Below are 14,470 nucleotides of genomic sequence, written 5' to 3' on the forward strand. Positions count from 1 at the left end.
CATGTCTAAAAAAACAAAATCTAAACGTGAAAGTTATTCACCGCTGAAAACAGCTATGATTCATTTCACACATAATAAACTAGCAATGACAGCGTTGATTACATTAATTGCGATATTTGTGATTTCAATGTTATCTCCACTGCTTGCGCCATATGATCCGAACTTGCAGAACCTTGTATATATTAAAGGGGACATGTCACCAGAACATTGGTTAGGTACAGATGCAGGAGGACGCGATATTTTAAGTCGTCTGCTTTATTCAGGTCGTGTTTCGATGGTCTTTGGGATTGTAACGACTGCAGGAATTTTGATTATCGGCTTAATTGTCGGAATGATTTCCGGATACTATGGGGGTAAAGTAGATACAATTCTCATGCGTTTCACTGAATTTGTGATGTTATTCCCATTCATTCCATTCGCAATCGTCTTAAATGCGACATTCAGCGATAAAATTAAAAACCCATATGGTTCAGCGTTTATTTTAGCAGCTGTTATCATCACATTATCATGGGTTGGAATTGCCAGATTGACACGTGGTAAAGTGATGCAAGAGAAAGAAAATGAATATTTCTTAGCCGCTGTTTCAATCGGCACACCTGTTTATAAAATTATGTTGAAACATTTATTGCCGAATATTTTAAGTGTTATCATCGTACAAGCCACTCTATTATTTGCGGTACAAATTGTCGCAGAAGCAGGGTTAAGTTTCCTTGGTTTCGGTATTGCGAAAACAACACCAACATGGGGGAATATGTTGTCTGATGCACAAGAAGCGGATGTATTAAGCAGTAAGCCATGGATTTGGATGCCGCCAGCGATGATCATCACAATTACAATTTTATGTATCAACTTTGTGGGTGAAGGATTAAAAGATGCCTTAAACCCTAAATCTAAACACTAATTTCAGAGTCGGTCACAATGACCGACTTTTTCTTTTGAGATTAAGAATCATTTTGCACTTTTATGATAAACCATATATAATGTAATAATGATAAATCGGGGATATAGAAAGGATTTTGCGAAGTGAATGAAGAACAAAGAAAAGCAGGTTCTTTAGACGTCATTGCTCAACGAAATAAAAAAGAAAAAGATTATAGTCAATACTTCGAAACAGTGTATCAACCTCCTAGTTTAAAAGAAGCGAAAAAACGCGGAAAAGAAGAAGTAAAATATAATCGTGATTTCCAAATAGATGAAAAGTTTAAAGATATGGGTAAAGGCCGTACGTTCTTTATTAAAACATACGGTTGTCAAATGAATGCACATGACACAGAAGTGATGGCAGGGATTTTTGAAGCGCTTGGTTATACTTTAGCTGATGATATGTTAAAAGCTGATGTCATCTTATTAAATACATGTGCGATTCGTGAAAATGCGGAGAATAAAGTATTTAGTGAAATCGGTAATTTAAAACATTTAAAACGTGATCGTCCAGATTGTTTAATTGGTGTATGCGGTTGTATGTCACAAGAAGAATCAGTCGTCAATAAAATTTTAAAATCATTCCAAAACGTGGATATGATTTTTGGTACGCACAATATTCATAAGCTGCCTGAAATTTTAGAAGAAGCTTACTTATCAAAAGCAATGGTCATTGATGTATGGTCAAAAGAGGGCGATGTTATTGAAAACTTGCCTAAAGTTCGTGATGACTATTTCAAAGCTTGGGTCAATATTATGTACGGTTGTGACAAGTTCTGTACCTACTGTATTGTACCATTTACACGCGGTAAAGAACGTAGCCGTAGACCAGAAGATATTATTGAAGAAGTGCGCGACCTAGCCCGTCAAGGTTATAAAGAAATTACGTTGTTAGGCCAAAATGTTAACTCTTATGGTAAAGATTTAAAAGACATCGAATATGGTTTAGGCGACTTATTTGAAGATATCTCGAAAATTGATATCCCACGTGTCCGCTTCACAACCAGCCACCCTTGGGACTTCACTGATCATATGATTGAAGTCATTGCTAAAGGCGGCAACATTGTCCCTCACATTCATTTACCGGTTCAATCAGGGAATGATGCAGTACTCAAAATTATGGGGCGTAAATATACACGTGAAAGTTATTTAGATTTAGTTAAACGTATTAAAGCAGCAATTCCAGATGTCGCGTTAACAACGGATATTATTGTCGGTTATCCGAATGAAACAGAAGAACAATTTGAAGAAACACTATCACTTTATGATGAAGTTCAATTTGAACATGCGTATACGTATCTATATTCACAACGTGATGGTACACCTGCAGCACGTATGAAAGATAATGTCGCAACTGAAGTGAAGAAAGAACGTTTACAACGTTTAAATAAAAAAGTCGGCTATTATTCTGAACGTGCATTAAAAGCCTATGAAGGCGAAGTGGTCACTGTATTATGTGAAGGCAGCAGTAAAAAAGATGAAGAAGTTCTAGCAGGCTATACTGAGAAAAACAAACTAGTTAACTTCAGAGGTCCTAAAGAAGCAATTGGTCAATTAGTGAAAGTTCAAATTGATGAAGCGAAGCAGTATTCTTTAAATGGGACATTCTTAAATATTGTTAAAGCTGAAGCGGTTGAAGCCTAATGTATGACAAAGCATCGATCATCGCTAAAGCCGAAGCACTCAGTGAACAAATTAAAGCTTTAGAAACCGTTCAAGAATATCAAAAAGTAGAAGCACAAATTCATCGCAATCATCATATTGATGCTTGGATGGCAGATTTGAAACAAAGACAAAAGCAATCTGTGAATTTGCAGAACTATGGCAAGCTAGAAGCCTATAAACGTAGCGAAGCAGAAATCGCAGAAATTGAACAAAAAATTAATGCGTTGCCGATTGTGACAGAGTTTCGTGATGCGCAAGCAGATGCGAATGAATTGTTGCAAATGATGATTAATACGATGGCTGATCAGTTAAACGCAGCGCACCACAAGCAGTAACTTTAAATTATAAGTGAAAGGGCGTTTTTTATTGTGAATGTAAGAAAACTTACACTGACATCAATGTTTATCGCCATTAATGTGGTATTAAGCAGTTTGATTGTAATTCCCATTGGTCCAATCAAAGCAGCACCGATTCAGCATATGATCAATGTGTTATGTGCGGTGTTTGTAGGACCATGGTTTGGATTGGCACAAGCCTTTCTATCTTCAGTGATTCGTATGATGTTCGGCACAGGCTCTGCTTTCGCATTTCCTGGCAGTATGATTGGCGTATTACTCGCAAGTGCGCTTTATCGCTATCGTAAACATTTGTTTATGGCGGCGATTGGTGAAGTTATTGGTACAGGTTTAATTGGAAGTTTTATGTGTATTCCGCTAGCTTTCGTACTCGGTTTACAACATTTCGCGATTAAACCTTTAATGGCAGCTTTTATTACGTCAAGTACTGTCGGTGCTTTTATCAGCTATGTGATTTTGATGATATTATTTAAAAAAGGCAAACTCTCTCGTTGGCTGCCTAAAGATTAATAAAATGAGACCCCATTCATTTCTGTAAAGAAGTGAATGGGGTCATTGTTATATCTTATGATTTTATAACGAATGATTGTTTTAGTTATAGAAAGAAAAGAACAGTAAACTGTTCGAAATCATTTATGAAATCGCAATATGTGTTCAATGCGTACTATTTTTGGTCACGTAATTGAATATACTGATCAATATAATTTGAGAAGACACCATCCACACCGGCGTTGAGTAATGTTTTCATTTCTGCTGGTGTATTTACTGTATAAGGGTGCACAAGTAAATGATGGCGATGTGCTTTAGCAACAGTTTGAGCTGTCGCATCATGATATTCAGGTCCGACCCCTTGCGCATAAGATGCAATGTAGTCTAGTTGTTGGTCTGTATATGTAGATAATTGACCAGCATTTGTTAATTGAATTAATGGAATATGACTATTTAGGCGTTTCATTTTCAATAAACTTTCTTGTGAGAAGCTTTGAATGACAACTTGTCCTTTTTTTAATTTTGCGGGTGCTAATAAACCATGTTGATTCAGTGTTTTAAGTAGTTTTTCTTCCATGCCCGGATAAACATCAGGTGATTTAGTTTCAATGTAGTAGTTCGCATTTTGACCATAGCGATTTAGAATTTCATCTAGTGTTGGAATTTTTGCACCTTTATATTCTGGTTTTGCGTATTTTGGATTTTTAACATTGAACCATGTCCCAACATCCATTTTTTTGAGTTGTGCAGTTGTATAATTTTTAACTGGCCCATGATATTTTCCGCCTGTTGTACGATCAACGGTTTCATCATGCATCGCAATCAAATTGCCGTCCTTTGTCATTTGAAGATCTAATTCAATATAATCAGCCTTCAAATCATTTTTCGCTTTATCATAAGCGAAGAAAGTGTGTTCCGGCGCATAGCCGCTCGCACCGCGATGTGCAATCGCAACATTTTGGTTTAAAACATTATGTGGATGCTTTGCCATATTTTGTGTGGAATGGTTTTGCGGATTGGAAGCGGGTCCGATGGTACCACCGCCACCACTCGCATAAGTTGTTGCTGAAGTAGTTAGAAGTGCTGTTGAAATCATAAGCGTGGAAATAAGGGTAGATTTAATTTTCATAGGTGTTTGTGCTCCTTTTATTTAAGATATTTTAATAATAACTTAAAATATAAGTAAAATAGAAGACATTAGCTATAAGTTTATTGAAATTAACGATTTTTTTATGATTTATTAATAGATTTAATGGTGGATTAAAATTACAGTGTAAAGACGATGCTCGTTTGTGAGAACATAATTTGTTAAAATAGATGAGTTAAGACAAGTGAAAAGAATATGAATTTCCTATACAATCACTTATAATGATTAAACCTAAAATTAGAAGGAATGATTGAAAATCATGACAAATGTAACGCCGATGATGCAGCAATATTTAAAAATTAAATCACAATATCAAGACTGCTTACTGTTTTTCAGACTAGGCGATTTTTATGAAATGTTTTATGAAGATGCCAAAGTTGCATCAAGAGTATTAGAAATTACGTTAACGAAACGTGACGCAAAAAAAGAAAATCCAATACCGATGTGCGGTGTTCCTTATCATTCTGCGGAAAGCTATATTGAAACGTTGATTGATAATGGCTATAAAGTTGCGATTTGTGAACAAATGGAAGATCCGAAAGTCACAAAAGGTATGGTGCGAAGAGAAGTGATTCGTGTCGTTACACCGGGGACTATCATGAACCAAGGTGGTGTCGATGAGAAACAAAATAACTATATTTTAAGCTTTGTCACAGAGAACGATGGCATTGCGTTAAGTTATTGTGATGTTTCTACTGGTGAATTAAAAGTGACACACTTTAAAGATGAAAGTATGTTGCTGAATGAAATCACAACAATTAATCCGAATGAAATTGTGACTGCAGAAGCAGTAGAGGACCATTTAAAACAACAAATGTCGTTAGCGACTGAAACATTGACAGTAGTCGATGACATCAGCAATCAAGCATATCCAGTCAATCAAGTAGAAGATGCCTTGATGCATCGAGCAGTACAAGTATTATTAGATTATATTCATCATACGCAAAAACGTAATTTAGACCATATTGAAGATGTACAAGTCTATGAAGCTGTAGATTTTATGAAAATGGATTATTACGCAAAGCGAAACTTAGAATTAACTGAAAGTATTCGTTTAAAATCTAAAAAAGGCACATTATTATGGCTGATGGATGAAACTAAAACACCGATGGGTGCACGTCGTTTAAAACAATGGATCGATCGTCCGCTTATTTATAAACAAGCCATTAATGAACGTTTAGATGCGGTGTCTCAATTAATCGATCGCTTTATCGAACGCGACACATTACGCAATTATTTAAACCAAGTTTATGATATTGAACGTCTTGTAGGACGTGTCAGCTATGGTAATGTTAATGCGCGTGATTTGATTCAATTGAAGCATTCGATTTCTGAAATTCCGAACATCAAAGCTTTATTAGATGAGTTTGATCAACAGCTGCCAGAACAATTCAGACAGCTGGAACCGTTAGATGATTTACTTGAATTATTAGAACAAAGTATTGTTGAAGAACCTCCAATTTCTGTCAAAGATGGCGGTATATTCAAACAAGGCTTTAATGAACAACTTGATGAGTATTTAGAAGCTTCAATTAATGGGAAGCAGTGGCTAGCGCAGCTTCAAGCGAAAGAACGTGAACGCACCGGCATTCGTTCGTTAAAAATCAGCTTCAACAAAGTCTTTGGTTACTTTATTGAAATTACACGTGCAAACTTGAAAGACTTCGAACCGGCAGATTATGGCTATACACGTAAACAAACACTTTCTAATGCGGAACGTTTTATTACCGATGAACTAAAAGAAAAAGAAGACTTGATTTTAGGTGCGGAAGATAAAGCCGTAGAATTGGAATATCAACTATTTGTTAAGTTGAGAGAAGCGGTTAAAGCTTATACTGAGCGTCTTCAAAAACAAGCAAAATTAATTTCTGAAATTGACTGTCTTCAAAGTTTTGCGGAAATTGCGCAAAAATATAACTACGTCAGACCAGAATTCAGTGAAGATAAAACGTTGAATTTAGTCGATTCACGTCATCCGGTTGTAGAACGTGTGATGGATTATAATGACTACGTACCTAATGATTGTTACTTAGATGACGAACAATTTATTTACTTAATTACAGGGCCGAATATGTCTGGTAAATCGACTTATATGCGACAAATTGCGATTATCAGTATAATGGCGCAAATGGGTGCGTATGTACCATGTCAAGAAGCGGTATTACCGATATTTGACCAGATCTTTACCCGTATTGGTGCTGCAGATGATTTAGTATCAGGTAAAAGTACGTTCATGGTAGAGATGTTGGAAGCACAAAAAGCATTAACTTATGCGACAGAAGATAGTTTGATTATCTTCGATGAAATTGGCCGCGGTACGTCTACATTCGATGGTTTAGCTTTAGCACAAGCTATGATTGAATATGTTGCGCAAACATCACATGCGAAGACTTTATTCTCAACCCATTACCATGAATTAACGACATTAGACCAATCCTTAGCATGCTTGAAGAATGTGCATGTCGCAGCCAATGAATATCAAGGTGAACTTATCTTCTTGCATAAAGTCAAAGAGGGTGCAGTAGATGACAGTTACGGCATTCAAGTTGCGAAATTAGCTGACTTGCCGGACGAAGTTATTGAACGTGCACAAGTCATTTTAGATGCCTTTGAAGCGAAAGATGAACCACATCCGCATATTCCTGCGCAAGAAGGATCAGCTATGCAGGTGGCTGAAAGTAATCAAGCAACAAGTAGTACTAACGAGGATGAACCAGAATTCTTCCAAGGCAGCTTCGATTTATTTGAGAATCCGCCGAAAGAAAGTGCAGTAGAAGCGGAATTGAAACAGTTGAATCTATCCAATATGACACCGCTTGAAGCATTGATTAAATTAAATGAATTACAAAACCAATTAAAATAGAGGTGACGAATCATGGGCAAAATTAAAGAATTGCAAACTTCACTTGCGAACAAAATCGCAGCGGGTGAAGTGGTTGAACGTCCTGGATCAGTCGTCAAAGAATTATTAGAAAATGCCCTTGATGCACAAGCAAGTGAAATCAATATAGAAGTCAAACAGTCTGGGATTGAATCCATTCGTGTTGTGGATAATGGTACAGGTATTGAAGAAGATGATTTGCAGTTAGTCTTTCATCGCCATGCCACAAGCAAGCTAAGTGAAGACAGCGATTTATTTCATATTCGAACGTTAGGCTTTCGTGGTGAAGCCTTAGCCAGTATTTCGTCTGTCGCAAAAGTGACATTAAAAACATGTACAGATGGTCAAAATGGTCATGAAATTTATGCAGAAGACGGTGCGATTTTAAAACAAAAACCAGCGAAAGCAAAACAAGGGACAGATATTTTAGTAGAATCGTTGTTCTATAATACACCGGCTCGCTTAAAATATGTAAAAAGCTTATATACAGAATTAGGAAAGATTACAGATATCGTCAATCGAATGGCGATGAGTCATCCTGATGTCCGCTTTACTTTAGTTTCAGATGGCAAAGTGTTGATTAAAACGAATGGTTCCGGTCGTACGAATGAAGTCATGGCTGAAATTTACGGGATGAAAGTTGCTAAAGATTTAGTCCATATCACAGGGGATACAAGTGATTATCATTTAGAAGGTTATGTCGCAAAGCCAGAACACTCTCGTAGTAACCGCCATTATATTTCAATCTTTATTAACGGCCGATATATCAAGAACTTTATTTTAAATAAAGCCATCGTTGAAGGTTATCATACGTTATTAACCATTGGCCGTTATCCCATTTGTTATATCAATATAGAGATGGATCCTATCTTAGTGGATGTCAATGTACATCCAACAAAGTTAGAGGTTCGCTTATCTAAAGAGGAACAGTTGTATGCGTTGATTGTGGAGAAAATCAGAGAGGCATTTAAAGATAAAATCTTGATTCCGCACAACGATCAAAATAAATTGTATAAAAAGAATAAAGTCCTAGAATCATTCGAACAACAGAAATTAGATTTTGAAAAAAGAAATCAGCAACAAGCACCTGCTTCAAATGTTGATTCGAATACATCTGAAACTGAAGCGAATGTTTCAAATGAACAAGTCTCTGAAACACATCAAACAGCATCAGATTATCAAGCATATCAAGACATGCAGAAATCAGTTTTAGCTGATTTAGATGAGACAGATACACAATCTGATAATGAAACATCACTTCGGGAAAATGAAATTGCACAAACACCTGAAGAAGCAGCTTATGATGTACCACCTGAACCAGATGTACGAGAAACACAGAATGCACAACCGAAGCATCGAGTGCCATATATGGAAGTGGTTGGCCAAGTTCATGGGACATATATCATTGCGCAAAATGAAACAGGGATGTTTATGATTGATCAGCATGCGGCACAAGAGCGTATTAAATATGAGTACTTCCGAGAAAAAATTGGTGAAGTCACGAATGAAGTACAGAATTTATTAATCCCATTAACGTTCCATTTTTCTAAAGATGAACAAATGATTATCGATGAATTTAAAGATGAATTAGATAAAGTCGGGGTGCATCTTGAACCATTCGGTGCACATGATTATATTGTTAATAGTTATCCTGTATGGTTCCCTAAAGCTGAAGCGGAAGAAATTATCCAGGATATGGTTGAATATGTCTTAGAACATAAAAAAGTAGAAATCAAGAAGATTCGAGAAGAAGCGGCTATTATGATGAGCTGCAAGAAATCAATTAAAGCAAATCATTACTTAAGAAATCATGAAATGGCGGACTTGATTGATCAATTGAGAGAAATGGAAGATCCATTTACTTGTCCTCACGGTCGTCCGATTATCATCAGCTTTTCAAATTATGAAATGGAGTGTTTATTCAAACGAATCCAATAAAGGAGATATGACATTGAAACCACACATTTTGCCTGCAATCCGTGAAATGCGAGATTTAGAGAAATTAGTGAAGACGGATTATCCTACTTGTGTATTATTAGATGCGCACATCGGTCATTTACAAAGTATTACTGACTTATTAAAACAACATGAAATGGAAATGTATATTCATGTAGATTTAACAAGGGGTATAGCGCATGATGAATTTGGATGTGAATATTTAATTCAGAAATTCAAGCCTAAAGGGATTGTATCGACGAAACCAAAAGTGATTAAAAAAGCTAAAATGTTGAAAGTGACAACTATTTTACGCGTCTTTATTATAGATAGTCACGCAATTAATCGTAGTATCGCTTTAATTCAACAAGTGAAACCAGATTTTGTGGAAGTATTGCCAGGAGTCGCAAGTAAGGTGATTCAGAAGATTTATAATGAAACACAAACCCCTGTTATTGCGGGTGGCTTAATTGATTTAGAAGAGGAAGTACAAGAGGCCGTAACAAGTGGTGCGGAATATGTTACGACGAGTAATAAAACATTATGGTAAAAATGTTACATTTTCATTTTGTGAAAATGTGAATAATTATTGACAACGCTTTCATAAAAAGATATTCTGTTAATAAGTTAATATTAATACTGATAGAGATAGGAGACTTCTACATTGTACGCAGTTCATGTAGGGGTCTCTTTGTCTATTTTTAAGGAGTGATTTTAGATGAGTCCATATTTTGCGGAATTTCTAGGGGCAGCCATTCTGATTTTATTTGGGGGCGGCGTGGTTGCCAATTTGAATTTAGCGAAGTCTAAAGGTCTTGGCAGTGATTGGATTAATATTTCACTAGGCTGGGGTCTTGCGGTTACACTTGGTGTTTACGCAGTAGGTACTTTCTCAGGTGCGCATTTAAATCCAGCTGTTACCGTTGCGTTTGCGATGGATGGCGGTATTGAATGGTACAAAGTACCTGGTTATATTATTTGTCAAATGCTTGGTGGTATTGTTGGTGGTGTTTTAGTTTGGTTAATGTATTTACCACACTGGAAAGTCACTGATGATAAAGAAGCAAAACTTGCTGTATTTTGTACAGCACCTGGTATCAAGAATTATTATGCCAACTTTATTAGTGAAATTATCGGTACAGCAGCATTAACGTTAGGTTTACTATTTATTGGGATTAATAAATTTACTGAAGGCTTAAATCCGATTATTGTCGGTGGCTTAATTGTCGCAATCGGTTTAAGTTTAGGTGGCCCAACAGGGTATGCGATTAACCCAGCGCGTGATTTAGGTCCGCGTATTGCGCATGCTTTATTACCGATTTCAGGTAAAGGCGGATCTCAATGGTCTTATGCGATTGTTCCTGTACTTGGACCAATTGCAGGCGGAATGTTAGGGGCTTGTATTTATCGTGCAGCGTATAAAGGCGCATTTGATGCACTTTCTGTTGTCTCAATCGTATTAACGATCGCAACGTTGATTTTAGGTTTAGTATTAAATAAAATCGACAAAAAGGATATCAGTACGATTTATTAAAGTGATATCAATGTTTTAAGAGAATCAAATGAAATTAGAAAAACATCAAAGCATGTTAAAATCAGGGGTAAGGAGTGCTTACAATGGAAAAATATATTATGTCAATTGACCAAGGTACTACAAGTACACGTGCAATTTTATTCAATAAAGAAGGGGAAATTGTTTCAACAGCTCAACAAGAATTCACACAACACTTTCCGCATTTAGGTTGGGTTGAACATGATGCTAATGAAATCTGGACATCAGTATTATCTGTTATCGCAACTGTCTTGAATAATGATAATATTTATCCGCATCAAATCAGCGGCATCGGTATTACGAACCAAAGGGAAACAACAATTATTTGGGATAAGCATACTGGCCGTCCAATCTACAATGCGATTGTATGGCAATCACGTCAAACGCAAGATATTGTACAATCATTACGTGATCAAGGTTATGAAGATACTTTCCGTGAGAAAACAGGTTTAGTACTTGATCCATATTTCTCTGGTACTAAAATCAAATGGATTTTAGATAATGTTGAAGGTGCGAGAGAAAAAGCTGAAAACGGCGATTTATTATTCGGTACAGTGGATTCATGGATTGTATGGAAATTATCAGGGGGCGCTGCGCATGTGACGGACTACACAAATGCCAGCCGTACGTTAATTTACAATATTCATGAATTAAAATGGGATGATGAATTATTAGAAATTCTAGATATTCCAAAACAAATCTTGCCAGAAGTTCGCGAATCTAGTGAAATTTACGCTAAAACAAGAGATTATCATTTCTTCGGACAAGAAGTACCGATTGCAGGGATTGCAGGTGACCAACAAGCGGCATTGTTCGGACAAGCATGTTTCGAACGTGGTGAAGTGAAGAACACGTATGGTACGGGTGGCTTCATGTTGATGAATACAGGTAAAGAAGCGATCCAATCTGATAACGGCTTATTAACAACAATTGCATTCGGTTTAAATGGCGAAGTGCACTATGCACTAGAAGGTTCAATTTTCGTTTCTGGTTCAGCCATTCAATGGTTGCGTGATGGGTTGCGTATGATTAACTCAGCGCCTGAATCTGAGAACTATGCGAATCGTATTGAATCAAGTGATGGTGTGTATGTAGTACCGGCATTTGTTGGACTAGGTACACCATACTGGGATTCTAGTGCACGCGGTGCAGTCTTTGGTATTACACGTGCAACTGAAAAAGAACACTTCATCCGAGCAACTTTAGAATCTATTTGCTATCAAACACGTGATGTGGTTGAGGCTATGATTCAAGACTCAGGTATTGAAGTGAAGAATATCCGTGTAGATGGCGGTGCAGTTAAGAATAACTTCTTAATGCAGTTCCAAGCAGATATTCAAAATATCACAGTAGAACGACCTGAAATCAATGAAACAACTGCTTTAGGTGCTGCGTATCTTGCAGGGTTAGCGGTTGGATTCTGGGATAGTAAAGAAGAAATCTCAAACCGTTGGAAATTAGAGCGTACTTTCGAACCTGAAATGTCTGAAGAAGAAAGAGAAAAACTTTATAAAGGTTGGAAGAAAGCAGTAGAAGCGACACAAGTCTTCAAACCAGAGCACTAATTAGACGATTGATTTCTAATTGTGTTATACTAAAGACAAGTTAATATCTATGACTCGAGAATGAGAGAACTGTTCACACCATTTTAAATGTATGGGATAGGTCTCTCATTTTTTATCTATTTCGCGGTAAATTCACTTATCGACTTGTCTCATGCATGTATATCAGAATATTTTAGGAGGCGTTGTTCATGAGTTTATCAACATTAAACAGAAATGCAATTAAAGAAAGAATGAAAGAGGAAGAATATGATGTCGTGATTATCGGCGGAGGTATTACAGGTGCCGGCATCGCATTAGATGCATCAGATCGCGGTATGAAAGTAGCCTTAGTAGAAATGCAAGACTTCGCGCAAGGAACAAGTTCTCGTTCTACCAAATTAGTACATGGCGGTTTACGTTATTTAAAACAACTACAAGTCGGGGTTGTAGCTGAAACTGGACGTGAACGTGCGATTGTTTATGAGAATGGTCCACATGTAACCACACCAGAATGGATGTTGTTGCCAATGCATAAAGGCGGTACTTTCGGTAAATTTTCAACATCTATCGGTTTAGCAATGTATGACCGTTTAGCAGGTGTTAAAAAATCAGAACGTAAAAAAATGTTGAATAAAAAAGAAACATTAGAAAAAGAACCGTTAGTTAAAAAAGATGGCCTTAAAGGCGGCGGTTACTATGTTGAATATCGTACAGATGATGCGCGTTTAACAATTGAAGTGATGAAACGTGCTGCAGAAAAAGGTGCAGATATTCTAAACTATACAAAATCAATGAACTTCACATACAATGACAACGAAAAAGTGAATGGTATTCAAGTAACAGATATGTTGACTGATGAAGCTTATACAATTCACGCTAAAAAAGTGATCAATGCCAGTGGACCATGGGTAGATGAAGTCAGAGGTGCAGATTATTCAAGAAACAATAAACAATTGCGCTTAACGAAAGGTGTTCATATTGTCATTGATCAATCTAAATTCCCATTACAACAAGCGGTTTATTTTGATACAAAATCTGATGGCAGAATGATCTTTGCAATTCCTCGTGAAGGCAAAGCTTATATTGGTACAACAGACACATTCTACAATAATGACAAAGCATCACCACTACCAACACAAGAAGATCGTGATTATTTAGTTGATGCGGTGAACTATATGTTCCCAGGCCTAGATATTACGGATAAAGATATCGAATCTTCATGGGCAGGTATCAGACCATTAATTTTAGAAGAAGGTAAAGACCCATCTGAAATTTCACGTAAAGATGAAATTTGGGAAGGTAAATCAGGTCTGTTAACGATTGCTGGCGGTAAATTAACAGGCTATCGTCATATGGCAAAAGGTATTGTTGATTTGCTCGCAAAACGTTTGCAACAAGATTTCGGTAAAAAATTCGGTCCTTGTGAAACAAAAAATCTGACTATTTCAGGCGGAGATGTCGGCGGCAGTGCGAACTTTGAACATTTCGTAGAAGAGAAAGTAGCAGAAGCGAAAAAATATCAAATCGATGCTAAAACAGCAGAGGATATTGCACGTCGCTACGGTTCAAATGCGGATGAAATTTATAAAATTGCGCATACTGCACAATATCAAAATTCAGGATTGCCATTAGAGATTTATGCAGAACTTGTATATGGTATCCAAAATGAAATGGTTTATAAACCTACAGATTTCTTAATCCGCAGAACAGGTATGTTGTATTTCGATGTGGATGATGTCTTGAAATATAAAGATGCAGTAGTCAATGTACTTGCACAACTGTTGGACTATGATGATATGCAACGCGCATTGTTTACAGAAGAGTTAAATGAAGCGGTAAATCAAGCTAGAACTGCAAATCATCAAGCAGCAGAATAAACAAATTTAATTAAATCAAAATGAGTTGGAACGATGTTTCAGCTCATTTTTGATATCTATGTATGAAAATATGCAGTTTATTTACGTTTTAGGTAAATGAAAT

General features: G+C 36.6%; 11 protein-coding genes. 10 read left to right on the forward strand and 1 reads right to left on the reverse strand.

The window, feature by feature from the left end; translation table 11 throughout:
• Nucleotide 1 precedes the first annotated feature (1 nt).
• From opp4C to thiW, 4 genes are all read left to right on the forward strand, one after another.
• Entirely contained in the window at nucleotides 2-901 is a 900-nt protein-coding gene (opp4C, locus tag ACFCT9_RS02150) for an oligopeptide ABC transporter permease (RefSeq protein ID WP_412520450.1), read from the forward strand.
• Nucleotides 902-1,023: 122 nt separating this feature from the next.
• Nucleotides 1,024-2,565 (forward strand): tRNA (N6-isopentenyl adenosine(37)-C2)-methylthiotransferase MiaB, encoded by a 1,542-nt coding sequence (gene miaB, locus ACFCT9_RS02155; protein ID WP_412520451.1) that lies wholly within the window; start codon nucleotides 1,024-1,026, stop codon nucleotides 2,563-2,565.
• A complete protein-coding gene (locus ACFCT9_RS02160) occupies nucleotides 2,565-2,921 on the forward strand; it encodes a RicAFT regulatory complex protein RicA family protein (protein WP_412520453.1) in 357 nt (118 codons plus the stop codon). Before miaB ends, ACFCT9_RS02160 begins: the two co-directional genes overlap by 1 nt.
• A 33-nt stretch (nucleotides 2,922-2,954) precedes the next feature.
• Nucleotides 2,955-3,452, forward strand: a complete 498-nt coding sequence (thiW, locus tag ACFCT9_RS02165; RefSeq protein WP_412520455.1) for an energy coupling factor transporter S component ThiW — start codon at nucleotides 2,955-2,957, stop codon at nucleotides 3,450-3,452.
• A gap of 154 nt (nucleotides 3,453-3,606) precedes the next feature.
• Here thiW and ACFCT9_RS02170 read toward each other — a convergent pair whose 3' ends face one another.
• Nucleotides 3,607-4,560: a glycerophosphodiester phosphodiesterase gene (locus tag ACFCT9_RS02170; RefSeq protein ID WP_412520457.1), complete on the reverse strand. Its 954-nt coding sequence runs from the start codon at nucleotides 4,558-4,560 to the stop codon at nucleotides 3,607-3,609.
• A 277-nt stretch (nucleotides 4,561-4,837) separates the two neighbouring features.
• On the opposite strand from ACFCT9_RS02170, the gene mutS reads away from it, so the two are divergent.
• The 6 genes from mutS to ACFCT9_RS02200 all read left to right on the forward strand — a co-directional run bounded on the left by mutS (nucleotide 4,838) and on the right by ACFCT9_RS02200 (nucleotide 14,367).
• A complete protein-coding gene (mutS, locus tag ACFCT9_RS02175) occupies nucleotides 4,838-7,441 on the forward strand; it encodes a DNA mismatch repair protein MutS (protein WP_412520459.1) in 2,604 nt (867 codons plus the stop codon).
• Between the two features lie 12 nt (nucleotides 7,442-7,453).
• Entirely contained in the window at nucleotides 7,454-9,397 is a 1,944-nt protein-coding gene (gene mutL, locus ACFCT9_RS02180; protein WP_412520460.1) for a DNA mismatch repair endonuclease MutL, read from the forward strand.
• A gap of 13 nt (nucleotides 9,398-9,410) precedes the next feature.
• Nucleotides 9,411-9,944 (forward strand): glycerol-3-phosphate responsive antiterminator, encoded by a 534-nt coding sequence (locus tag ACFCT9_RS02185; RefSeq protein WP_412520462.1) that lies wholly within the window; start codon nucleotides 9,411-9,413, stop codon nucleotides 9,942-9,944.
• Nucleotides 9,945-10,112: 168 nt separating this feature from the next.
• Nucleotides 10,113-10,928, forward strand: coding sequence for an MIP/aquaporin family protein (locus ACFCT9_RS02190; RefSeq protein ID WP_412520463.1), 816 nt, complete (start codon nucleotides 10,113-10,115; stop codon nucleotides 10,926-10,928).
• An 83-nt stretch (nucleotides 10,929-11,011) separates the two neighbouring features.
• Nucleotides 11,012-12,511, forward strand: a complete 1,500-nt coding sequence (glpK, locus tag ACFCT9_RS02195; RefSeq protein WP_412520465.1) for a glycerol kinase GlpK — start codon at nucleotides 11,012-11,014, stop codon at nucleotides 12,509-12,511.
• A 188-nt stretch (nucleotides 12,512-12,699) separates the two neighbouring features.
• Complete coding sequence (locus ACFCT9_RS02200; RefSeq protein WP_412520467.1) at nucleotides 12,700-14,367, forward strand: glycerol-3-phosphate dehydrogenase/oxidase; 1,668 nt, start codon at nucleotides 12,700-12,702, stop codon at nucleotides 14,365-14,367.
• The last annotated feature ends 103 nt before the right edge of the window (nucleotides 14,368-14,470 follow it).

Source organism: Staphylococcus simulans, assembly GCF_047037175.1.
GTDB lineage: Bacteria > Bacillota > Bacilli > Staphylococcales > Staphylococcaceae > Staphylococcus > Staphylococcus simulans_C.